Genomic DNA, 23,281 nt, shown 5'->3' on the forward strand with positions numbered 1-23,281 from the left:
ATTTATAGTCCCTGCATCAGGCGATTGCGCTCCAACAGGTCGAGACCTTGCACGAAGAAATAGTGTAATAGATCAATATATACCCAGTTCTCGGAGAGTCTGTCGCCGTCGCGGCGATAGATATCAACGACGCGCATTTCGCTTCCGCCAAGACCGGCCGGCATGCCGAGAAAGCCGCCTGACAGGCGGTTGTTCAGATTGGGCCAGCCGAAGAATCCAGCATAATTCCCTTCGGCAAATCTTGCCACATGGCCGTTATAGACCTTGTCAGTCAGGCCTTCCCGAAAAGGATATTGATGCTGCTGCTGATATCGCTCAATCGTGTAGGTTGAGCCAATACCGGTTGGCCCATACCACGCCATATCTTCATGCCAGCTTTGGGCAAGATATTCCGGCGGACATCTATCATCACCTGACTTGTTGAGCTGATCAAGGTCCTCAATCATCTGGTTGAGTATCTGCATGGTGCGACTGGCCTCTGCAGGGACCACCGGTTCATTCTGGATGCCATCATTTGTTTTTGGACCAGGCTTGATAATGTCTGAACCCATTTGCGGCGGCAGCGGATACTGATCCGCCTGCTGCATAACGCTCAATATATCGCAGAAAAATGCTGTCTCTTTGATCTTGCCATCCACTACGCAGTGAAATTCGGCATATGGCAGCATGGTCAGTTTGTGTTTCGGCCGAATGCCTAGCCATGGTTCATCAAACAATCCCATAAAATGTCCGCTGCTACAGACCCAGGTGGAGCTTCCGTCGTCAACGTCATTCTGTCCGGCAAAAAATATAGTCTCCCGGCGTTGCAAGGAATGAAAAGCGCTGTGCAGCGGGGTCCAGAACGCATCTACCGCATGTTTTGCATCATCTTTGTCGGAAAACGGATGCATTCCGCGCCACTGATATTCTGGCACGATATGGTCAGACAAAACATCGTGGAGGCCAGCCGATCCTGCCCGGTCAAATGCGTCCTGATATTCTCTTACAATCTGTTTTGCCTTTTGTAATTTCATGCTCAACGCACTCTCCCATTAGCAACGATATAGCTTATCTCATTGAAAAATGACTTCGAATGCAATCATTTTTCAACTTTTAACCTAAGGCCAATCTCCGACTATCACAAACAACCTATTTCTTTGCAAAAATCTTTTCAATTTAAATTGACTTCGGATGCAAAAAAGCCAATAAATCCTAGTCTCAATAAGGGTAAAGCATGACAATCCGTTCTCAAAATGAATCAGGCTCAGAGAAGCGCTCACCGGTTCAGCTGGTTCGATATGATGAGCTGATTCCATGCTACAATGCTTTCATTGACACCCGCACACCTGGATCGGATCAGAAAGAGAATTTCACCATAATTGGCCCTGGCGTCTCGGAGAACCCTGACCAGCATGTCCATATCGCCGAACCACATGGCTTTAACATCGGCGCAGCGCGCCAACCGCCTGGCTGCGTCAACTCACAGCACAGCCATGAAACCGAAGAAGTGTTTTTCGTGCACAAAGGGACCTGGTCCTTCGACCTTGGCGAGCATGGTGACGATGCCCGGATCACTCTGAAGCCCGGTGATTTGATATCCATTCCGACCCATGTCTTTCGCGGCTTTGAAAATATCGGCGATGACATGGGGTTTCTGTGGGCCGTGCTTGGCAGAGATGATCCCGGTCATGTGCTCTGGGCTCCAGAAGTGTTCAAGATGGCCGAAAAATATGGGCTTGTTCTTCTCGAAGATGGCAGTCTGATTGATACCAATGAAGGTGATGTCGTTCCCGCCGACAAGAAGCCGATGCCGGTTACCACTGGTGAGCAAGTTGCTGAGCTGAAAACATTCGACAAAGCGCAATTGCGGGCCTGTTGTACATTCTCAAAACAATCAGCCAGCCGAAATCGCAAGTTGATCGCCGAAGACGGTGAATTGGATTGGCCACATGGTTTTGAGGTCACTCAAACCCGCCTTGGTGGACAAGAATCGGTTGATCGCTATGAGTTTGCGGGTTCCGAGGTTTTGTTTGTTCATGACGGTGAACTGACGATAGAAACGGCTGGTGACGAGATAATTGTTCGGGCAGGGGACACTGCTACAATCGCACCAGGATCGATACGGTCTTTTAACAACAAATCATCATCCGACGTCGTTTTTTTGATTGTTCGCGGCAAACTATAAGCTGAAAGAAGGCTATGACTGCTCTGGAAGGGAAAACCGCACTCGTCACCGGCGCGAGCAAAGGAATCGGCCGGGCTATTGCACTGGCACTTTGTCAGGCCGGAGCCCATGTGATTGCGGTGGCTCGTTCGTCAGAAGATCTGAACAGTCTTGGCGTACGACTAGGAGAGCGAGGGGCAATTTGGGCGGGAGATGCAACCAGCGATGTATTTCTTGAAAAAATTGCTACGCTGAAATCGCTTGATATCCTGATCAATAACATTGGCACCAACCGGCCGCAGCCTTTTGTTGAGGTAAGCGATGAAAATCTGGATGTAATGCTTGATATGAATGTCCGCGCAACCTTCCGGATTGCAAGGGAGGCGGCAAAGAAAATGGGGCAGGGTGGCTCTATCGTAAATATGACATCGCAAATGGGGCATGTCGGATCACCGGGCCGGACAGTCTATTGCATGACCAAACATGCGATAGAGGGGTTAACCAAGGCAATGGCGGTCGAACTGGCACCAAAGGGTATTCGCGTGAATTCCGTTGCACCAACATTCATCGAAACGCCAATGACTAAGCCAATGCTCGATGATCCAAAATTTGCAGATTTCGTTAAAAGCATGATCCCGCTTGGGAAAATTGGTCAACCGGAAGATGTTGCTGCAGCCGTGCTTTATCTTTGCAGCGATGGTGCTTCGATGGTGACCGGGCATAGCTTGCTCGTCGACGGAGGATGGACCGCACAATGAGCAAATTTCCAATCACCCATGTCGCCACTACGGACATTTCCGAGATGCTTGACCCCGTTCCCGGGCGGCGGATGGATCTTCCCGGTTTTGACGACGAATTTGTCGACTTTCCCGATTATATTATCCGCATAACCGAACGGATATGGCATGAACGCAAGGTTGATTTGTGCCTGAAATATTATACTGAAAACTGTCTGATCCATACATTGTCGGGGGATATTGTGGGCGCACAAACTGTGGTCGATAATACCCATGCAACACTGGAGGCATTTCCGGACCGGAGGCTGGATGCAGACAATGTGATCTGGTCGGAAGACGGAGAAGCAGGGCTTTATTCCTCGCATCTCATTACCAGCAAGATGACTAACTTGGGGCCTTCTGAATTTGGTCCCGCGACTGGTAAAAAGGTCCGTGTGATGACCATTGCCGACTGCGCTTGCCGCGACAATCAGATTTATGAAGAATGGCTGGTGCGCGATTATTCAGCAGCGGTCATGCAACTGGGGTTTGATGTTGGTGAGACTGCACGTAAATTGGCGCAGCAAGACATCGCCGCCAACAATTCGCTGATCGACTTTCACAAAGCAGAGCATGAAGCTATTCAGCGCGCCGATACCGATCAATTGCCGGATAATTCAGCTTCGCAGGAAGCGCAAGATTTCGTAGCGCGATACTTCAGAGATATTTGGAATAGTCGCAATCAACAAGCCTATCCGGAGCTGTATGATTATCGCGTTGGTGCCCGATATCCGGGACTAAGGGACTTTTATGGCCCGAACGAAGTGTCGCTCTATCATCAGAAAATTCTGAATGCCTTTCCTGATGCCAAAATCCGCGTCGACCATATTGCAGACATTCCCTATCTGGAAGAGGCGCGTGATATAGCAGTACGCTGGACATTGGCCGGAACGCATAGTGGCGACGGGATTTATGGAGCGCCGACAAATGCCCCCGTCCTGATCTTGGCAGTCAGTCATTTTCGCGTGATAAATGGGCGTGTCCGAGAAGAAACTACCATCTGGGATGACGTTGCGGTCCATCGGCAAATCGAGACCGTCCGGCTATCCACATGACGGCACCGGCGCGGATCATTGATGCGCACCACCACCTCTGGGACCTTTCCCATTGCCACTATCCCTGGTTGATGGAACGCGGCGTGAAACGCTTTTTCGGTGATCCCGAACCAATTCAGAAAAATTATCTGACCTCTGATTTTACCGCTGATCACGGCGATCTACCCATAGTTAAATCGGTACACATCCAGGTTGGTGTGCAAGAAAAAGACGCGATCAAGGAAACGCTCTGGCTACAAAGCGTCGCAGATAAGCGAGGCTTTCCGCACGCAATTGTCGCATTTGTCGATTTGACTCACCCTGATCTCGATGCACAACTGGATGCGCATGGCAGAGCCGCAAGTCTGCGCGGGGTTCGCCAGATTGTCGGGCGCAGCGCTGAAGAAGACGCAAAGACCGGCACTTCGGCTTTGCTATCGGATCGGGCCTTTGCCACTGGCTTAAGGCTGCTGGCCAAACGCAAATTATCGTTTGACCTACAGCTTACTCCGCCGCTCATGAATGTGGCCGCCAAGCTATTTTGTTCGATCCCCGAAACACCGCTGGCTCTTTGTCACTGCGGCAGCCCAAGTGATTTTTCGGTGGAAGGTATCGAGCAATGGCAAAACGGTCTTGAAGCCTTTGCCAATCACGAGAATATGATATGCAAAATATCGGGATTTGGCATGTTCGACCATGATTGGACTGTCGACACGATCCGGGGTCATGTGCTGCGCGTTATAGATGTTTTCGGGCCAAATCGTATAGCCTTTGGCAGCAATTTTCCGGTTGATAAATTATATGCGAGCTACAGCGACGTTATGGGGGCATACTTGAAAGTTACCGAAGACTTTTCAGATAGCGAACGTCAGTCCATGTTCCACGACAACGCCGCACATTTTTATAGGATATGATGATGACGCCAGACGAAAATTTCATCCAATCACTCACTCGCTATGACACGCCAACGATATGCAATGCGATTGAGGTAGCGCAGGGCAAACGCGGTTTTGACGACTATACGCGGGGAACTTTTCAGACAGCGATGAACGGTGCGAAAGCGATGGTTGGCTATGCGAGAACGGCCAAGATTGCCGGGAAAAATCCATCGACAGAATCGCCGGAAATTATCAAGGCACGCCGACTGGATTATTTCCGATACATGGCGGACGGTCCCAGGCCCGCTCTCTGCATTATAGAAGATGTTGATGGCCCCAATTGCGTGTCAGCCTGGTGGGGAGAGGTTCATACGGTCGTGCACAAGGGTCTCAAATTGTCGGGTGCCGTTACTAACGGTGTGATGCGTGATCTCGACGATCATCAGGAGGGTTTTCCTGTTATCGCTGGTTCTGTCGGCCCCAGTCATGCCTTTGTCCGCGTTGAGGAATTGGAATGTCCTGTGGAGATTTTCGGAATGAAAGTTAGGCCGGGCGACTTGGTTCATGCCGATCAGCATGGCGCGCTTGTCATCCCGCCAGAAATTATGCCGGAATTGCAGGCCGCCATCGACAAGCTGCTAGCGACGGAACAGATCATCATTGCGCCGGCAAAACAGGACGGGTTTGATATCGAAACGCTGGAAACGGCCTGGCACGAATTTGAGCAATCCCGAACCTAGTTCCAAAGCCGCCCGGTAGCGATCTCCGCGCCATCCGCCATGCTTGCTAGCTTCGCATAAACTATATCCTCATCCACCGCACCAAATCCGGCGAAGGTTGAAAAACCACAGTCGGTGCCAGCGATTACACGTTCCCGGCCCACGATATTGGCGAACCGTTCAATCCTTTGCGCAACCAATTCGGGATGCTCGATAAAGTTGGTGGTGCTATCGATCACGCCGGGGATCAGGATCTTGTCATCCGGGATATCCATTTCGGCAATCTCGGCCCATTCATGCCCGTGACGCGGATTGGAATTTTCAAACAACAGCCCTTGCGGTTTGGCCTTCAGCGCAACCGGCATGACCATGCTCATCGGCGCATCGTGATGATGCGGCCCTTCATAATTACCCCAACAGATATGCATCCGCACCCGGTCGGCAGGGACGTTGCGCAACGCATGGTTTAGTGCCTCGACATGGCGCATGGCGAGGCGTTCATAGTCTTCTTCTGGCTGATCCTTGAACATCATATGCTTGCCGAGACCGAGATCGGGCGTGTCGAGTTGCAGGATATATCCGGCTTCCACGATGGCCTCATATTCTGGCCGCATAGCTTCGGCGAGAGCCTCAAGATACTCCTCCTGCGTGGCATAGTGGCTGTTGGGCTGGAACAGAGCGATCACGCCCGGTGATGCCGCGTTCATAAAACCCTCAGCCACATCTGCATTCTCCAGAGCGGCGGTGAAATTATCAAGGTCATCCTGCAGCGGTTGCATGGATTTGACTGCCACAGGTCCGACACAACATGGGCGGGTATAGGTTGGTGTGCCACCGCTTGATGCCTGTCGCTCCAGAAATCCGGGAAATTCTTCCAGGTCTGAAGGCGGGGTACGCGGGCTGTCGCCTTCAAAACCGGTAATTCGGTCCTTTATGTAGGTCGCATAGGAGATTTTGCTCATCTCGCCATCGCTGACGATATCGACCCTAGCTTGGTCCTGTTTCTTCACAACATCAGCGACGGCATTACGGATCGTTTTGGCAAAAACTGCCTGATCCTGTTCTTCGCCATGTTCGTGGGCGAAGACACAATCGGTCACCGGTTTGGAGCGTGGCAAGCTGCCGACATGGGTTGTCAAAATGCGATCGGTACTGGTTTTCATGCCTGCTCCTCGTTGGCTTTCGGGAACGGCCTAAAGTGCAATGACTGCGAATGCAAATAATTGCGTAAAAAACTGCTATCCCGGTGTCCCACCATAGCGGCGCAGCCGGATATCAGCTTGCTCCTTGTGGCCTGCAAATCCTTCCAGCGCACAGAGCCGCGAACAATATTCTCCAACCACAACCGAGGCCTCTTCGGTGACCCGCTGGAACGTACAAGTCTTGAGATATTTACCGACCCATAGCCCGCCTGTGTAGCGCGCCGCCTTGTTGGTCGGCAGCGTGTGATTGGTCCCGATCACCTTGTCGCCATAGGAAACATTCGTTTCCTTGCCGAGGAATAATGCACCGTAATTGGTCATATTGTTGAGGAAATAATCTGGATCTCTGGTCATCACTTGCACATGCTCCGAAGCGATATCATCGGCAACGGCAACCATTTCATCATAGCTGTCACAGACAATTACCTGCCCATATTCTTCCCATGCTTTCCCTGCTATTTCAGCCGTTGGCAATATCGTAAGCTGCCTCTTCACTTCCGCCATTGTGTCTTTGGCAAGTTGCTCGGAATTGGTCAGCAATACCGCCGGACTATTCGGACCGTGTTCCGCTTGACCTAGCAAGTCGGCTGCACAGAGCTCACCATCTACACTGTCATCGGCGATGACCAGTGTCTCGGTTGGACCAGCGAACAGGTCAATGCCGACGCGTCCGAAAAGCTGGCGCTTGGCCTCCGCTACAAACGCATTTCCGGGGCCGACAAGTATGTCGACCGGATCAACAGTTTCCGTTCCTACGGCCATCATGGCCACGGCCTGAACACCGCCAACAGTATAGATTTCATCGGCACCGCCCATATCCATTGCAACAACAATTGATGGATGCGGCTTGCCTTCAAACGGTGGCGCCGTGGCGATAACGCGGGGAACACCAGCTACTTTTGCAGTCACCACGCTCATATGCGCAGATGCAATTAAAGGATATTTCCCGCCCGGGACATAGCAGCCCACTGCATTTACCGGGATATGTTTGTGCCCCAAAGTCACACCTGGAAGCGTCTCGACCTCAACATCTTTCATTGAGTCCCGTTGGATCTGCGCGAAATTGCGGACCTGTTCCTGCGCAAAGCGGATGTCATCCTGTGCTGATTGCGGTACCTGTTCATAGCAGGCGTCAATTTCCTCCCGGCTCAGCCGATAGGAATCGGGCGTCCAGCCGTCGAACTTTTCCGAATATTCGCGAACCGCAGCATCGCCGCGTTCTTCGATGTCTGCAATAATGCCTTCGACAATTTCACGAACCTTGGCATCGGTTTGCATCTTGGTATCGGCATCAATGCCTTCTTTGAGCCAGCGGGGCATAACATTCTCCTTGTCGATTTTGAGCGCACATAATCGGTTTTGCATTCGAATGCAATAATTGCCGCCGAACAGGTGCTAATTTATGTCTTAAGCGAACTTTCCGAATAGGTAGAGGAACAGCATGATCGCGATAAAAACGACAAGAAGTCCCCATAACGGACGGTCAATTCGTCCCGGCACAAGATACCATCCATCCTGCTTTTCGGCTTTGCCACTTTCCCGGAAATGGCGGATCTGTCCTGGCACTGTTTGTTCATGCCAGTCTTTCTGAAAACCGTCGAGAACCACACTCGCGATCCACGATATAATGATATTGATTCCTCCGCCGATCACGACATACCACGGCCAGGCGATCTCGGGATATAGGCCGTTGATACCCATCAATCCGCCCAGACCGACAATTACGATCAGCCCGATGGCCCCTGCAGCAACGCCAACCAGCAAACCGCGTTCGGTCGTATGTTTGGAGAAGAACCCCATGCCGAACATGGCGAGCTTGGCGCCGACAAAATAAGAACCGACTTTCGACAATGTTTCCAGAATCGACCCGCCGCTGGAGATGAAAGCATAAGCCATCGGGATGACTAGCAGCGCCCAGATCAATGTAAATATCCGAGACATGAGAAGATAATGAACCTCACTGCCATCCGCTTTGATAAACGGCTTGTAGATATCAGCAACGCTCACCGTGGAAAGTGAATTGAAAGCCGAGGATAGGCTGGACATGGAAGCAGACAGGATAGCCGCTGCCAATATTCCCATTAGGCCGGGAATGGCCAGGGTATTGGCGAAGGTGAGGATGATCTCATTGGGTTGCTCAAATGGCTCTCCCTTGAAATGTACGAAGAGCAACGCGCCGACGAAGAAAAAGACGAAGTAGAGAATGAAGGCAACATAGCCCATCAACAGATAGGATTTTTTCGCGTCCCCAATATTCTTCGCTGCTAGTGCCCTCTGCACCATCATCTGGTTCGCTCCATAGACGGTGATATGGAAAAGCGTCATCGCAAACACACCTGCCCAGACAGTGGGCGCGACGGTGAAATCAAGATCGGTATTGAGGGGATCCAGTTTTCCATTCGCCGCCAGAAATGTTGTCGCATCGGATAGGGGAGAAACTGCACCGAGGAGACAATAGAGGATAATACCGGCACCGAGAAATAGGATGGCGCCTTGCAGCACATCGGTCCAGATCACCGCATTCATGCCGCCAAGCAATGTATAAACCAGTACAATCGCCGTCATGATGATGATCGATATTTTGGGATCAATGCCGGTGATGAAAGTGACCACAACCGCGGTTGCGGTTAGTATCGAAGCCGTGGTGATGCTCTGGGTCATCAGGAAGATGATGCTCATAACCGTACGAGAGGTCGGCCCAAACCGCTTCTCAAGATATTCATAGATTGAAGTGACGCCGCTGTTGAAGAAAAAGGGCAAGAACAGGACGATTACGGCAAAGATGACCAGCGGATAATTCACATGGATTGCAAGCGCAGCCATGCCATCGCCATAAGCCCATGCCGGACCGCCAAGGAAAGAGAGCGCGCTGACATAAGTCGCGATGACCGAGATACCGATGGCCCACCATGGCGCAGAGCGGTCGCCAAAATTATAGTCCTGTGCGGTCTTTACCCTCCGGCTCATATACCAGCCGAGTAACAGGTTAGCGATCAGATAAACCCCTACTATGACCCAGTTCAGCAATCCAAATCCCTGCATAATGCCCCCTCTATTAGCCTTTAACCAAGCGCAATCTGGCCGGTCCAGTGCTTGTCGATTGCGCCGTTGGAGCTGTCTGTTTCAACAGATCTAACAGAGCATTTGTTACGATTTGTGGCTGCTCCATCGTCGAAAGATGGCCGCAATTTGCAATGATCGACAGGGCCGCATCAGGAATGGCATTCGCGAGCTCGACGTGAATCTTCGGAGTGCAGACTATATCATCGCGCCCGGTCATAACTATCGTCGGACAAGAAATGTTAGGCAATGTGCCATGTGCCGAGCAACGGTTCATGAGCGCGATGGACTGCTGTGCGAAAACTTTATCGCCAAGCTTCAAGCCCATGTCTGCCAATAGATTCAGCCGTTCTGACGTCCGGTTGCATTTCGCCAAATAATTTGGCTTGAGCTCTTCTTGCATGACTAGGCTAAGCTTGCCTTCTGCGACCTTACATATCTGTGATTTCCGTTGCTCCTGAACCTTATCTGCATGGGCGGTGGTGTTGAGCAGGGCAAGGTGCGTGACGCGATCTGGAGCCTGTCTAACAATCTCCAATGCAACAATCCCGCCCATTGAGAGTCCCGCCAATGCAAATTTTTCTGGTGCATCCATCAGTACATCTTGGGCAATGCTCTCAATACTCGCCGAGCGAGTGATATCGCCATCAAGGCAAAGATAGCCGTTTCGGAATAAGCTTGCTTTTTGTGCCTGAAACAGGCGCCCATCGCACATGAAACCTGGCAGAAAGACTATCGGATGTTGCGGCACGCTGGCTGGCACCTAAAAGAAGCCGAGCGGATCGATGCCGTGGCTCACCAGCACATTTTTGGTCTGCTGATAGTGGTTCAGTGCCATTTTATGGGTTTCGCGGCCGATGCCTGATTTCTTGTATCCGCCAAAGGCTGCATGAGCTGGATAGGCGTGATAACAATTGATCCAGACGCGCCCGGCCTGAATGGCACGCGACATCCGAAAAGCACGGTTGCTGTCTCGCGTCCAGACGCCGGCACCCAGTCCGTAGATTGTATGATTGGCGATACCAATAGCTTCCTCTTCGTCCTTGAAGGTCGTGATTGCCAGTGTTGGTCCGAAAATTTCTTCCTGAAAAACACGCATGTCATTGCGCCCTTTCAGAAGCGTCGGCTGAACATAATAGCCGCCCGCCAGATCGCCGCCGACATCGGCTTGTTCACCGCCCATCAGTATCTCCGCGCCATCCCGAGCAGCAATAGTCATGTAACTCATGATTTTGTCATATTGTTCCTGAGATGCCTGCGCGCCCACCATCGTATCAGTATCGAGCGGATTTCCTTGCTTGATGCCCTTGGCACGCTCCATCACCTTTTCCATGAAAGGCTCGTAGATGCTTTCCTGCACGAGTGCGCGGGAGGGGCAGGTGCATACCTCGCCCTGATTGAAGAAGCCCAGCAACAAACCTTCAGCGCATTTATCGATATAGTCGGCCTCGTGATCCATAATGTCTTCGAAATAGACATTGGGGGATTTGCCACCGAGTTCAACGGTCGAAGGAATCAACGATTTTGCCGCATTTTCCAGAATCTTGTGACCGACGGCGGTTGACCCGGTGAAGGCAATTTTTGCAATCCGGTCACTCGAAGCCAGTGCCGCGCCGATCTCGGAGCCGAAGCCGTTTAATATGTTCACCACACCGGAAGGCAGGATATCCGAAATCATCTCCATCAGAACAAGGATGGAAATCGGTGTTTGCTCGGCGGGTTTTAGGATGACACAATTGCCGGCAGCTAGGGCCGGTCCCAATTTCCAAGCGGCCATCAGCAGCGGGAAATTCCAGGGAATAATCTGACCCACGACACCAAGCGGTTCGTGATAATGATAGGCAACGGTATCAGCATCAATATCGGCAGCCGAACCTTCCTGTGCACGAATGCAACCGGCGAAATACCGAAAATGATCAATCGCCAAAGGTATATCTGCATTCAGCGTTTCGCGGATGGCTTTGCCATTGTCCCAACTGTCGACGTAGGCGAGCTGCTCTAGATTATCTTCCATCCTTTGCGCGATCCTGAGCAGCATATTGGAGCGCTCTGCAACCGAGGTCTTGCCCCATCCTGGCGCTGCTGCATGCGCTACATCAAGTGCCTTTGTAAGATCGGCTTCGGAAGATCGAGCCACTTCGCAATAGACATTGCCGTCCACCGGTGATTTATTTTCAAAATAGCTTCCATTGGCAGGTGCGACCCAATCCCCACCAATGAAATTCTCATACCGTTTCTTGAATGTGAAAATCGCGTTTTCACTTCCGGGTTTCGCGTAAATCATATCCTCATCCTCTCCAGCCGGTTTTGGTCTACATCCAGCCCAGTTCCGTGAGTGCCCAAGGTGCATTCCAGATTTTTATCATGCCGCTGACCTTGTTTTCATCATTGATGGTGATCGCATAGACATAGTGAGATGATGTCTCTTTGCCCGTGGCATCCACTGGACCACCTTCTCCAATATGTTTACCGGTAAAAGTACCGAAGAACAGAGCTGTGCTGCTGTCCTCGTCAAAACTGCTCGTTACAATTCTATAATTGCATCCTTTTAGCGGACCTTGACCGAGGCCCTGCATCCAGTCGCAGTAATCGAGCACCGTCACTATATCAGCAATCGGTTCGCTTTGTGCTTCGAAACGCGCTCCATCGGCAACATATTGCTGACAACCGGATCGGCCTTCCAATCCTTCGCATGCATGGAAAAAATTAGTGGCGATGCCCATTTTTGACATGATATGCTCCCAAAACTACTTTTTCTTTTCCCCTTGTGAAGATTTTTGCATTCGAAGTCAATTTGAGTTAGTGGCGCTTTTTGAACAAGGAATGACGGCAAATGAATATCAGGACAACGACGTCTCATGGCAATTAGACCTGAGGGCATGCCGGCATTCAAAATCATCGGAAATCTATCATTATGACATCAAAAGAATTGAAATCGTTTCTGGCAAGTTTTCGCAAAGCCGCGGAAAATTTCGATCCTGCGGTGATGCGTCCGATCATGGACGATCTGTTTGTGCACGATGCGACCCTACATTTATGTCATCCGTTTGGTACAGTTCGCGGACCTGATGCGTTGCTTGATGACTGCCTGATTCCGCTACATCAGGCGATGCCCGATCTAGAACGACGCGATATGATCCTGCTAGCAGGGACAACGCCGGAGGGACAAAAGTGGGTAGGCGCCATGGGGCAATATATGGGGACGTTTCTAGCACCCTTCCTCGACATTCCGCCCAGTGGCGGCCTTGCCCATATGCGCTATCATGAATTTTTCCGGATCGAAGACGGCAAGGTTACGGAGATGCAGGCTATCTGGGATATCCCAGAATTGATGATGCATGCGGGTGCCTGGCCAATGGCTCCGCAACTTGGTACCTATTTGTGCACCCCCGCCCCAATGAGCGGAGATGGCCTTCATCAATCAGGCGAAGGGCAAGATACGATGGAACATGTCATCGCGATGCTGGAGGATTTGTGCCGCTATCCTGCAGATCCGGATCCCAAGGTCATGAACTTGGAAAAATACTGGCATCCACGATTTAATTGGTATGGCCCCGCCGGTATCGGGACTGCGCGGGGCATTTCCGGATTTCGCAATTGGCACCAGATACCTTTTCTGCGCGCCATGCCTGACCGAAAGCTCGACGCCATGGGTGATTTATTGTCGCACTGGGTGGCCGAAGGGAATTATGTCTGCGAGACCGGATGGCCCAATATGCGCCTGACTTTATCCAATGACGGCTGGATGGGAATCGCTCCGGCTGGTAAGGAGGTTCTTCTACGCAGTCTCGATTTCTGGAGAATGGAAGACGGCCTTATCCGCGAGAATTGGGTGCTGGTCGACCTGCTCGATCTATATGCACAGGTTGGCATCGATGTGCTGGCGCGTATGGGTGAATTTAACAAGGCTAGGAACTTGGGTGCGATTACCCTTCCAGACGGCCTTTCGAAAAACTAGCTGTGATTTGGCTTCTGGAGGTTCCATCAGACCAACGTCCGCTTTCAGGATAAGCCTTAGAGTCCGCTTTGGGTGCAAAAGCGGGCATTAGAAATGCAAATGCCAACGGTCGGACAAGCGCCCCAACGTCCGACGATCTCGCGGCTTTCGCAATATCCCAAAAGCGGACGTTTTGGTTTTAACTTAGGGACCGGCTTTCCCTTACTCTAGCAGCCATCTTTTCGATAATGGCCCTGACTTTTGCTGGTACAAATTCACCTGCGACATAGAGCGCATGGAGCGGATGTGCTGGCAGTTCAAAGTCATCGAGAACGGACGCCACCTTGCCGTTTTCGATTTCCTCTTCAAACGCCCAGCGCGGGCCAAGGTGAAATCCTCGACCCGAACAGACAAGTTCTCTGATAGCAGTGACGCTGTTGGCGGTTATATTTCCGCTGACTTTGACAGAAATGGTCTTGCCATCTTTTGAGAGCGCAATCGTTTCTGCACTTTGGCCGGGCCGATAAAAGATGAATGGACGAGCAGATAGATCATGCGGTTCCTTTGGCACTCCGTGTTCGCGTAGATGGTCACACGAAGCAACCAGTACACGGGGTACGGATCCAAGACGCCGTGCGATCAAACTTGAATCTGGCAGTCTACCAATGCGAATAGCGACATCGATCCCCTGCTCGATCAGATCCGAGAACGTACTCCCTAACAGTAGTTCAACGGTAAGGTTGGGATATTCTTCCTGCAGATCACTAAGTACGGGAGCGACAAACCGTGCCCCGAAGTCAACCGGTGCAGCAACACGAAGCAAACCGGAAGGCGTGTCAACCAGACCCGAAACATCTGCTTCCAGCTCCGCTTGTGCGTCGACCAAGCGACGCATGCCTTGATAATATCGCTCCCCTGCTTCAGTCGGTGACGACCGTTTTGTCGAACGTTGCAGTAATTTTACACCTAGCCTGCCTTCCAGCGCGGCGATCTTTCGGCTTACTGCAGACGGATCGGCACCAATTTGCTCCGCGGCCGATTTCAAGCTGCCAGCTTCCACTACGCGAAGAAAGAGTTGTTCGTTTGTATCAGTCATTAATTGCAAGTATCGCATGTAGATGATGTAAAAACTATATCTACATGCTGTGATATGCATCTGTCAAAACCCTTTTCAAGGCTGGAATGGTTCCGAGCCACTCAAAGAAAAGGAAACAGACGATGGAAAATTCAACACAAAAAGCAAACAACCGTGATCTTGCTGGTAAAGTAGCCCTCATCACAGGATCCGCCCGTAATATGGGACGCGCGTTTGCCGTTACTTTGGCGGCTAGAGGGGCAGATATTGTCGTACACCATAACGGCGAATCTTCCGCAACCGACGCCGATGAAACAGCGCGTCTTGTTCAGGAGAATGGCGCCCGCGCTCTTATCACATCGGGTGATCTGTCAAACACCGCGTCCATCAAAGCGATGTTCGCAAGCGCTAAAGAAGCGTTCGGCCGTATTGACATTGTGATCAACAATGCCGGCGTCGTGATCAAGAAACCTGTTGCAGACGTTACCGAAGATGATTTTGATCGCGCTTTTGGTATAAATACCAAGGCAGCATTCTTTGTCATGCAGGAAGCCGCCAAGGTAATCGAAGATGATGGTCGGATCATCAATATGGGCACGACCCTGCTCGGTGCTACAACTGGTATGTATGGCCTATATGCAGGATCAAAGGCTGCTCTAGAGGATTTTTCCCGGGCACTGGCGAAAGAAATTGGTGCACGCGGTATCACTGTCAATACGGTAGCGCCCGGTCCGATTGATACGCCTTTCTTCCATGGTGAAGAAAATGAACAATCGACAGCGTATCTGTCCAATATGAGCCCAAAGGGTCGTTTGGGCCAGATTGATGACATTGTTCCCGTGATTGACTTTCTAGCTTCCGAAGAAAGCCGCTGGGTCACCGCTCAAACTCTGTTCATCAACGGCGGATTTCTGGCGCGCTAATCACCAAAATATCAGATGGAGAAAAGACATGACACCATTTAAACTCATTCTAATCGCTATTACTGCCACCCCAATTTTTTTTGGGGTGGCGCATGCTCGGAGCACTCCGCTGGTTGCACAAGATGAATCGATTGAGCAAAAAGTGCAGCTATTGCTTGATCGCGAAGAGATTGCTCAGGTCATTATCAATTACGGTCTTGCTTTTGATATGCAAGACTGGGCTCTTCATCGCACGGTGTTCACAGATGAGATCCAGATGGATTTTTCGGCATCAATTGGTGACGGCCTGCAAACGATGACTGCAGATGATTGGGTTGAGGGCGTTAAGCCGTTCTTTGCGAATCTCAATGGCACACAGCACATCGCGATGCCGCTTGTAACAAAGGTTGATGGTGATAAGGCCTATGTCCGTTCCATGCTTCACGCGCAGCATCACTTGCCTAACGATAAGGGCGCGGCGGTTCAAACCATGATCGGATATTACGACAACTGGTTAGTTCGCACCAAAACCGGATGGAAAATTGAGAAAATGATCCAGACTATCAGTTGGAACGAAGGCAATTGGTATATTTTTGAAAGAGCTGCTGGAATTTCTAAATAACGGTACGAAAATAATTCATCGACTGAACTCTTAGTCGCCGAAATTTTCAATGTTCGCTTTGCGCCAATAGCAGTCAAAATCAGACAGTCCGCTGTCGGCCCAATTGCTGTCTTCAATAACAACCTAAGATAGCGTCTGCTTTCGGGATATAGACGACATTGACATTGATATTCCATGCTTGCACTTAGTTGACGCAAACATAAAAACAGGGCGTTATAGTGGGATTTGCTGCTGAAAATTTTGCAAAAAGCAACTTTGAACCGGTGGTTGATCGTGATCGTGGTTGGGCGGTGATGATTGGCTTGCCAGACCGAGAAGCTAGAATGCCCATCGTTCTCTATAGTCTTGACGACTTGGACAGGATCGGAATACGTGATGATAAGAAGCGCCTTATCGAGATACCCGATCAACCTGAAATAGCTTTAAGTTCTATAACAGCAGTTTGGAGTACCAGAGCAGCAACAGATGAAGAAGCCAAGCTCAATCCGGATTTAGAAGTCGTCATTGAATATACATTTCACGGGAGCCCAAAGGGTAGAGCCCTTTCGCCTTTTGTGCCGGGGTGTGATTGGGAGCAAAGTAAAGCGGTTTACGGCGAGGCGCTGATGGCTTGGGAAAGTGCGCGAAAGAAAATCGCGAAAAATCCAAACAGAACGTTGCTGACATTCAAATAGGCTATTCTAGTGTCCGCTTTCGGGATAAAGCGGATACCATCAGAAGGTCCGAAATTGGGGCGCTAATCCGACCAACAACTTCCGCAATCATAGTGTCCGCTTTGCACCCCAATCTCGGACGTCAAGATTGACTCCGTTGTATCCCGAAAGCGGACATTTTTGTTATCCAGTTTGGCAGTCAGAAATATGCAACTAGCGGAAGCTCAAGGCATGGCAGCCGTTCCCAAAAAACAATTCTGGAGTACTACCATCATCTCCCGCAAAAAAACCGTTTGAAGGGGATTCACTGGCTGCTTGGCCCGAAGGTCTCGAAATGGATTTGATCGCCAGGTACCCCGCCTTCTTCTAGCCCTGATTGAATCTTAGCGAGAAATGCCGCGGGGCCGCATAGCATGTAGTGTGCGTCGGGGCCTGCGCCTAACCCAATCAACCCTTCTGGCATGATCCGTCCGGGAAGATCGAAATCGATACCCTTGTTGTCGCTTTTCAACGGCTGACTGTAGTGGATCACCTTTCGCAGATTCTGATGCGCATCGATAAGCTTATCCACCTCGTTGCGCAGCGCATGATGATCGCTATCGCGCGCGCCGTGCACGAACCAGACCGGCCGATCGGATTGGTCCGCCGCAACAGCATGCAACATGGAGAGCATGGGCGTTATACCGACTCCGGCACTGATCAAGACGAGGGGACAGGCTGCGCATGGTATGACGAAATCCCCAGATGGGCGACCTGCCTCGACAATATCACCCACTTCGAGCGTGTCGTGAACATGACGCGAGGCCAGTCCGTGGCTTTCCCGTTTTATACTGAGCCGGTAAAAATCATCGGTTGGAGAACCCGAAAGCGAGTAACTGCGCCTTACCCTGTGAGGCGTGCCAGGGATATTCATCTCGACCGGCAGATGCTGCCCGGCCTCGAAATTGTCTCTGGGCAGGCGATCTGCCGGATAGAGATGCAAGGAGGTAATGTCGGCGGATTCGACGGTCTTTTCAGCCACGACAAGCGAGCGCGTCCCTACGGTCTGCGATTGCCAGCGCAGTGCAAGCGCGCTGGGCCGTTCGACGACTGCATCGATGGTGACATCGATCATCCGCCGGGCTGCTGGATCGAGCGCGTTTTCAGGTTCCCAGTCAATCACTGCTGTGCCGGTAATGTGCAACATGCTGCCAGACTCGAAATCGATGAACAATAAGCCGAGACGCGGGTTTTCAATCAGATTTCCGATCGTGTTAAAAAAATTGTTTCCGGCATAATCGGGGATGCGCAAATGCAGCTCATCCACGATCTGGACAAAGCCACGCTCACCGCCGCGGTGAGAAGCGTCATAGCCGCTTGACGCTTCGCCGGCATTGGCCTGTTGCCCGGTACCAATGAACATTGTGTCGGCCGATTGAATCTGAGCGATCTGGCCTTGTGAGAGGCGATCACCGATGATCGGATCACCATGCGTGTTGTCAGTTACCCGGTGCCATTCACGCTCTCGAATATATTGCGGGCAATTGCCAAAGGTCTGGCGGATATCAATCGCCAGCCCCTTGCCATCGGGGTGAATGAACCCGCTCAGGCGGTTACGCCGCCGGGTTGCCAGCTCAATCCCGAGCATGCCGATATCAGTTCCCCCGTTTATCGCCGAGGCCAGCGGATCTGCCGGTGATATCTCGGTAGCCAGAGCGAGCGTGCGTTCATCGGGTGAGGTAACAAAGCCTTCGGCTCCTTCAAGAAAGGTAACCCAAGGGCGGCCTTCCTCATCCGCTGCCGAAATCACCAGGAACGGCAGCGAGCTATGAAAGTCGCGGTGTTGCTGCGGCATATAGTCGCGGATGAAACCTGCCACCAGGGAAGCCATATCACCTGCACCGGCACGTTTCTGTGCGGCGAGTTCTCCGGCATGAAAGATATCTTGCTGTTTGATCATGATATGGCTCCTCTTGGATGATTTAGACTGCGGTTGGAATGGGCGACTTTGCCATACCGACAAAGCGATCCTGGGCTTCGATCCTGCCAAGCCAGGCGCGGATATTGGGATATGCATCCAGACTTACGCCCCCTTCCGGAGCATGGGCAATATAGCTGTATCCGGCCACGTCAGCCAAGGTCAGCCGCTCGGCGACGAGGAAGTTCTTACCTTCAAGATGCTTCTCCATGACTTCAAACAGAGCGTGGGATTTTGCGACGCAAGCGGCGTGATCAAAGGGCGCGCCAAAAACTGTAACGAGACGGGCTGAACATGGCCCCGCAAAGATTTCGCCTGCAGCGACCGAAAGCCAGCGCTGAATCTGAGCCTTTTCGACCGGATCGCGGCCTGCCCACTCGGCGGTGTCGCCGTAACGGTCAGCCAGATAAGCTATGATGCCATTGGAATCGGACAGGGTCACACCGTTGTCGTCAATCGCCGGAACCTGTCCAAAAGGGCTGATCTTCAGATAATCGGGCGCCTTGTGAGCGCCATTGGCCATGTCGACTTCGACTGTCTCATAAGGCAGATCCAGCAGCGCGAGCATCAGTTCAGCTCGGTGGCTGTGGCCCGATTTGGCAACGCGAAAGAGCTTGATAGGCTCTGCATTGGTGGGGAAGTTGGTATTCATGAATAATTCCTTTGCTTGCTTTCGAGGTTAAGTGGGGGGGGTATTCAAAGGCCGAGATCGGACAAGCCCGGATGATCGTCCGGGCGTCGGCCAAGCGGCCAGTGAAGCTTGCGATCTTCTTCGGCAATCGGGTGTTCGTTGATGCTGGCGTGGCGCGCGGCCATGTAACCATCGGCATCGAACTCCCAGTTCTCGTTGCCATAGGCACGGAACCAATTGCCGCTGTCGTCGTGATATTCATAGGCGTAGCGAACCGCGATACGGTTGCCGTCGAACGCCCACAATTCCTTGATAAGGCGATAGTCGAGTTCTTTCGCCCATTTGCGGATCAGGAATTCTTCGATCTGTGCACGGCCCTGCGGAAATTCGGCGCGGTTACGCCATTTGCTGTCGGGCGTATAGGCGAGTGCAACTATGGCAGGATCGCGTGAGTTCCAGCCATCTTCTGCCAGCCGGATCTTTTCGATCGCAGTTTCACGACTAAATGGCGGCAGCGGCGCGCGAGGGGCTTCTTTCTGTTCCATGGTTTAACTCCTGCGTCAGGTGAAAGGGAGGGAGGTCTGCGGTAGGGGAGAGGGGGAAACCGCAGACCTCCAGGGGGGATTAGGCGGCGCGGGCCGCTTCGACGACGGGGAAATCAATCTGAGTTTCAAATACCTCGTTGAGGTAATTGGTCAGGATATTGTAAGCGACATGGCCAACAATCTCGACCAGCTCGGCATCCGAGAACCCAACCAGCCTAACTGCGGCCAGGTCTCCATTGTTGATCCGGCCACGTTCCTTGGCAATTTTCAGAGCAAACTGCACCGCTGCATCGGCCTTGGCATCGGTGGAACGACCATTGCGATTGGCCTTAATCTCAGCCTCATCCAGTTTGGCGACATTTTTTGCAAGATAGGTATGGGCGCTGTTGCAATAGCTGCAGCCATTATAGTTCGCGATGGCTAGTGCGATACGTTCACGGGTCGCGGCGTTGAGCGAACCTTTGGAGAGCGCACCGTTCATGCTAAGCATGCCTTCCAGTGTGGCTGGACTGTTGGCAACCAGACGAAAAAGATTCGGTACAGAACCAAGCGATTTTTCAACGGCTTCGAGCAATGGATGAGCGCTCTGTGGCGTACCAGCAATGGTATCGGGGGTAGGAATTCGGGACATTGTCTTCTCCAGTTGATTGAGCAGATGACCTGCTGATGACAAGGGAGATAAGATATTCTGAAATTCAGAAGAATATTCTAATTTCGAAATAGATTATTTTGGAAAATGATGATAATAGGGTGTTTGACCAATGGATCGAATTCAAGCCTTGGAAGTTTTTGTCGCTGTGGCCGAAGCACAGAGCTTTGCTGGCGGTGCCCGCAAAACAGGGCTCAGTGCTCCCTCGGTGACGCGAGGAATAAACTCGCTTGAAGGACAGCTTGGTGCGCGGCTGTTCACGCGCACTACGCGGCGTGTGCGGTTAACCGATGTTGGGCAGGCCTATCTGGAAGATGCGCGGCAGATACTGGAGCAGTTGCAGGCTGCGAACGATGCTGCTGCGGGCGCCGCGACAAATCCGGTCGGTCAGCTGCGGCTAACATGCTCCCACGAATTCGGTCGCATTTATGTGATGCCTGTTCTGACAGAATTTCTCGATCTTTATCCCGACGTCTCTGTCGATGTGGTTATGGTAGACCGCATTGTTAATCTGGTGGAAGAAGGGTTCGATATCGCAGTACGGATCGGACACCTGCCCTCGTCAGACTTGTCCGCAGTGAAGGTTGGTCGCGTGCGACGCGTAGTGTGCGGCTCACCCGATTACTTTGCCGGGAATGGAATGCCCCTTTCTCCGGAAGATCTTAAGAGGCACAGAACTGTTGCCATCAGTCCAGTCAGCCCATCTCCGGAATGGAGGTTTGGCTATGCTATGGATCAGGTAGTGCGAGTCGATTCTCGTCTCGCAGTAAGCAGCGTGGCAGCAGGCATCGAAGTCGCGCGGAAGGGCTGGGGCCTCACGCGCGTCCTATCCTATCAGATCGGACCTGATCTCGAACGTGGAACTATGCAAACCGTTCTCGAGGATTTCGAGCCTGAACCCCTGCCTATTCATCTGGTGCATGTCGAGGGGCGCCGAGCAGCAGCAAAGGTGCGAGCGTTCATCGATCTGGCATCTAAACGGCTTCGCGATGTTGCCGTCTTGAACTAAACGAGTTCCCGCATTCGACGTCAGCTTCGCAGACGCCCGACCGGTTAAGGCAGCACGCAGATTAATCGGCTTTTTGATCGGCAGACAATTGTTTGGCGAAATCAATGAAAGCCCGCAATCGGAGAGGCATGTGGCGCTTCGTTCGATAGTTTAGCGAGTAGCGAGGGAGTTCAGGGACTTCGTCCTCAAAAAGGCTTACCAACTTTCCCTGTTTGATCGCTTCCTTGGCAGCCGCTTCATACAGATAGGCCAGCCCAAGACCGTTCGCGGCGAGTGCGACCATGGATCGGAGGTTATTGATGATGACTCGCTGCTTGGCATTGATCACACGCGGGCCACCCTCGTCGCGGAATGTCCAGGGCGCGACATTCCCTGAATTGCCGAATGCAAAGAATATTCCGTCGTGATCGAGAAGATCGTCGGGCTTTTTGGGCATGCCCTTTTCCGAAAGATAATCGGGCGATGCTACCAATGCCATTTTGAGGTCAGGACCGATGGGGACGGCATGCGTGTCTTGTTCAAGAAGCGTATGTGATCGGATTGCTGCATCGATACCGCTCGTCACCAAATCAACCTTCGCATCATCATAGATCAGCTCGACCTGAACGTCGGGATGGACTTCGGCAAACTTCATAATAAGTCGATCCAGAAAAAAAGGTCCGGCGCTATAAGGCGCGCTCAATTTCAGAGTACCGGCAATTACATCTTTGGCTTCATCCAGTTCCTGTATGGCGACCTCGAGGTCGGACAAAGCCGGTAGGCTTCGCGAATAGAGCCTTTCGCCCGCGGCCGTGAGTGCGACCGATCGTGTCGATCGTTCAAATAACCGAACGCCAAGCCGATCTTCGAAGCGCTGGACGGCTTCACTGATTGAGCCTGCCTGAAGATTCAGGCGTGAGGCCGCGGCACGAAAGCCCTTTGCACGAGCGACCTCGGCGAAGATTGTCAGGTCGCTTAACTGCTGCCGCTCCATTGTTCGATATACCTTACACTGTGTTCATTAAAATGCGGATTATCGGATCAATCTAAGGAACCTATCTGTCTTTGCAAGTTGAAACTGCAATAAAGGAGAAGCAACATGACAGAACGTGAAGAAATCGAAGCCGTCGTCGACGCCTGGAACAATGGCCTGGATGCTGGCGACATCGAAGCAATGGTCGCAACCTGCCACCCTGACACCATGACCGTGAACGAACGCCAGCCCGTAACGATCGGGACGCAGGGCATTCGCGATAAATATAACCCCCGTATCGCGGCGGCGGCCGAAATCACATCGGGATATGATATCGAACACTTGCAATTTTTCGGCGACGTCGCCGTCATATCGGGTCGTTTTTACGGCACAATGAAGATGCGCGACACCGGAGAGACGCGTAGCCCTGAAGGTCGCTTGGTTTTGGTCTACCAACGCGATGAGACAGGCGCCTGGAAGATGATCCTGGACATCGACAATAACGGTCCGGCCTAAACCGGCTCGTTGAATTCTGAG

Annotated in this window: 24 protein-coding genes; 11 read left to right on the forward strand and 13 right to left on the reverse strand. The window is 51.9% G+C overall.

The window, feature by feature from the left end; all coding sequences use genetic code 11:
* Positions 1-2: 2 nt before the first annotated feature.
* Positions 3-1,013 (reverse strand): hypothetical protein, encoded by a 1,011-nt coding sequence (locus tag AC6I9Z_RS07270; protein WP_461454750.1) that lies wholly within the window; start codon positions 1,011-1,013, stop codon positions 3-5.
* Between the two features lie 200 nt (positions 1,014-1,213).
* Here AC6I9Z_RS07270 and AC6I9Z_RS07275 point away from each other — a divergent pair, with 200 nt between their 5' ends.
* The 5 genes from AC6I9Z_RS07275 to AC6I9Z_RS07295 are packed head-to-tail and all read left to right on the forward strand — an operon-like array spanning position 1,214 to position 5,571.
* Entirely contained in the window at positions 1,214-2,164 is a 951-nt protein-coding gene (locus AC6I9Z_RS07275; RefSeq protein WP_461454752.1) for a cupin domain-containing protein, read from the forward strand.
* A 14-nt stretch (positions 2,165-2,178) separates the two neighbouring features.
* Positions 2,179-2,901, forward strand: coding sequence for an SDR family NAD(P)-dependent oxidoreductase (locus tag AC6I9Z_RS07280; protein ID WP_461454754.1), 723 nt, complete (start codon positions 2,179-2,181; stop codon positions 2,899-2,901).
* Positions 2,898-3,974, forward strand: a complete 1,077-nt coding sequence (locus tag AC6I9Z_RS07285; protein ID WP_461454756.1) for an ester cyclase — start codon at positions 2,898-2,900, stop codon at positions 3,972-3,974. The genes AC6I9Z_RS07280 and AC6I9Z_RS07285 overlap by 4 nt, the downstream gene beginning before the upstream one ends.
* Positions 3,971-4,867, forward strand: a complete 897-nt coding sequence (locus tag AC6I9Z_RS07290; RefSeq protein WP_461454758.1) for an amidohydrolase family protein — start codon at positions 3,971-3,973, stop codon at positions 4,865-4,867. Before AC6I9Z_RS07285 ends, AC6I9Z_RS07290 begins: the two co-directional genes overlap by 4 nt.
* Before the next feature lie 2 nt (positions 4,868-4,869).
* Positions 4,870-5,571, forward strand: coding sequence for an RraA family protein (locus tag AC6I9Z_RS07295; RefSeq protein ID WP_461454760.1), 702 nt, complete (start codon positions 4,870-4,872; stop codon positions 5,569-5,571).
* Here the strand turns inward: AC6I9Z_RS07295 and AC6I9Z_RS07300 are convergent.
* The 6 genes from AC6I9Z_RS07300 to AC6I9Z_RS07325 all read right to left on the reverse strand — a co-directional run bounded on the left by AC6I9Z_RS07300 (position 5,568) and on the right by AC6I9Z_RS07325 (position 12,544).
* Positions 5,568-6,713 carry a cobalamin-independent methionine synthase II family protein gene (locus AC6I9Z_RS07300; RefSeq protein WP_461454762.1) on the reverse strand — a complete coding sequence of 382 codons (1,146 nt, stop codon included), beginning with the start codon at positions 6,711-6,713 and terminating at the stop codon, positions 5,568-5,570. The two genes, AC6I9Z_RS07295 and AC6I9Z_RS07300, sit on opposite strands and share 4 nt — an antisense overlap.
* Before the next feature lie 75 nt (positions 6,714-6,788).
* Entirely contained in the window at positions 6,789-8,072 is a 1,284-nt protein-coding gene (gene hisD, locus AC6I9Z_RS07305; RefSeq protein WP_461454764.1) for a histidinol dehydrogenase, read from the reverse strand.
* A gap of 87 nt (positions 8,073-8,159) precedes the next feature.
* A complete protein-coding gene (locus AC6I9Z_RS07310) occupies positions 8,160-9,794 on the reverse strand; it encodes a sodium:solute symporter family transporter (RefSeq protein WP_461454766.1) in 1,635 nt (544 codons plus the stop codon).
* 13 nt (positions 9,795-9,807) lie between these two features.
* Positions 9,808-10,563 (reverse strand): alpha/beta fold hydrolase, encoded by a 756-nt coding sequence (locus AC6I9Z_RS07315; protein ID WP_461454768.1) that lies wholly within the window; start codon positions 10,561-10,563, stop codon positions 9,808-9,810.
* Positions 10,564-10,575: 12 nt separating this feature from the next.
* Entirely contained in the window at positions 10,576-12,096 is a 1,521-nt protein-coding gene (exaC, locus tag AC6I9Z_RS07320) for an acetaldehyde dehydrogenase ExaC (protein ID WP_461454770.1), read from the reverse strand.
* Between the two features lie 28 nt (positions 12,097-12,124).
* Entirely contained in the window at positions 12,125-12,544 is a 420-nt protein-coding gene (locus AC6I9Z_RS07325) for a hypothetical protein (protein WP_461454772.1), read from the reverse strand.
* 182 nt (positions 12,545-12,726) lie between these two features.
* On the opposite strand from AC6I9Z_RS07325, the gene AC6I9Z_RS07330 reads away from it, so the two are divergent.
* Positions 12,727-13,770 carry an ester cyclase gene (locus AC6I9Z_RS07330; protein ID WP_461454774.1) on the forward strand — a complete coding sequence of 348 codons (1,044 nt, stop codon included), beginning with the start codon at positions 12,727-12,729 and terminating at the stop codon, positions 13,768-13,770.
* 178 nt (positions 13,771-13,948) lie between these two features.
* On the opposite strand, the gene AC6I9Z_RS07335 is transcribed toward AC6I9Z_RS07330, so the two are convergent.
* Positions 13,949-14,845: a LysR family transcriptional regulator gene (locus AC6I9Z_RS07335; protein ID WP_461454776.1), complete on the reverse strand. Its 897-nt coding sequence runs from the start codon at positions 14,843-14,845 to the stop codon at positions 13,949-13,951.
* A 122-nt stretch (positions 14,846-14,967) separates the two neighbouring features.
* On the opposite strand from AC6I9Z_RS07335, the gene AC6I9Z_RS07340 reads away from it, so the two are divergent.
* The 3 genes from AC6I9Z_RS07340 to AC6I9Z_RS07350 all read left to right on the forward strand — a co-directional run bounded on the left by AC6I9Z_RS07340 (position 14,968) and on the right by AC6I9Z_RS07350 (position 17,022).
* Entirely contained in the window at positions 14,968-15,747 is a 780-nt protein-coding gene (locus AC6I9Z_RS07340) for an SDR family oxidoreductase (RefSeq protein ID WP_461454778.1), read from the forward strand.
* Between the two features lie 28 nt (positions 15,748-15,775).
* Positions 15,776-16,348, forward strand: a complete 573-nt coding sequence (locus AC6I9Z_RS07345) for a nuclear transport factor 2 family protein (protein ID WP_461454780.1) — start codon at positions 15,776-15,778, stop codon at positions 16,346-16,348.
* 218 nt (positions 16,349-16,566) lie between these two features.
* The gene (locus AC6I9Z_RS07350; RefSeq protein WP_461454782.1) at positions 16,567-17,022 is read left to right on the forward strand and encodes a hypothetical protein; all 456 of its coding nucleotides are present in this window, start codon (positions 16,567-16,569) and stop codon (positions 17,020-17,022) included.
* 283 nt (positions 17,023-17,305) lie between these two features.
* Here the strand turns inward: AC6I9Z_RS07350 and AC6I9Z_RS07355 are convergent, their stop codons facing one another.
* The 4 genes from AC6I9Z_RS07355 to AC6I9Z_RS07370 all read right to left on the reverse strand — a co-directional run bounded on the left by AC6I9Z_RS07355 (position 17,306) and on the right by AC6I9Z_RS07370 (position 20,765).
* A complete protein-coding gene (locus tag AC6I9Z_RS07355; RefSeq protein ID WP_461454784.1) occupies positions 17,306-18,940 on the reverse strand; it encodes an FAD-binding oxidoreductase in 1,635 nt (544 codons plus the stop codon).
* Between the two features lie 22 nt (positions 18,941-18,962).
* Entirely contained in the window at positions 18,963-19,610 is a 648-nt protein-coding gene (locus AC6I9Z_RS07360; RefSeq protein ID WP_461454786.1) for a glutathione S-transferase family protein, read from the reverse strand.
* 44 nt (positions 19,611-19,654) lie between these two features.
* Positions 19,655-20,134, reverse strand: a complete 480-nt coding sequence (locus AC6I9Z_RS07365; RefSeq protein WP_461454788.1) for a nuclear transport factor 2 family protein — start codon at positions 20,132-20,134, stop codon at positions 19,655-19,657.
* A 79-nt stretch (positions 20,135-20,213) separates the two neighbouring features.
* Complete coding sequence (locus tag AC6I9Z_RS07370; RefSeq protein WP_461454790.1) at positions 20,214-20,765, reverse strand: carboxymuconolactone decarboxylase family protein; 552 nt, start codon at positions 20,763-20,765, stop codon at positions 20,214-20,216.
* Between the two features lie 130 nt (positions 20,766-20,895).
* On the opposite strand from AC6I9Z_RS07370, the gene AC6I9Z_RS07375 reads away from it, so the two are divergent.
* The gene (locus AC6I9Z_RS07375; protein WP_461454792.1) at positions 20,896-21,792 is read left to right on the forward strand and encodes a LysR family transcriptional regulator; all 897 of its coding nucleotides are present in this window, start codon (positions 20,896-20,898) and stop codon (positions 21,790-21,792) included.
* A 61-nt stretch (positions 21,793-21,853) separates the two neighbouring features.
* Here the strand turns inward: AC6I9Z_RS07375 and AC6I9Z_RS07380 are convergent, their stop codons facing one another.
* Complete coding sequence (locus tag AC6I9Z_RS07380) at positions 21,854-22,765, reverse strand: LysR family transcriptional regulator (protein ID WP_461454794.1); 912 nt, start codon at positions 22,763-22,765, stop codon at positions 21,854-21,856.
* A gap of 105 nt (positions 22,766-22,870) precedes the next feature.
* Between AC6I9Z_RS07380 and AC6I9Z_RS07385 the strand changes: the two genes are divergently transcribed.
* Positions 22,871-23,260, forward strand: coding sequence for a YybH family protein (locus AC6I9Z_RS07385; protein ID WP_461454796.1), 390 nt, complete (start codon positions 22,871-22,873; stop codon positions 23,258-23,260).
* The last annotated feature ends 21 nt before the right edge of the window (positions 23,261-23,281 follow it).

This window comes from Parasphingorhabdus sp. (assembly GCF_059726685.1).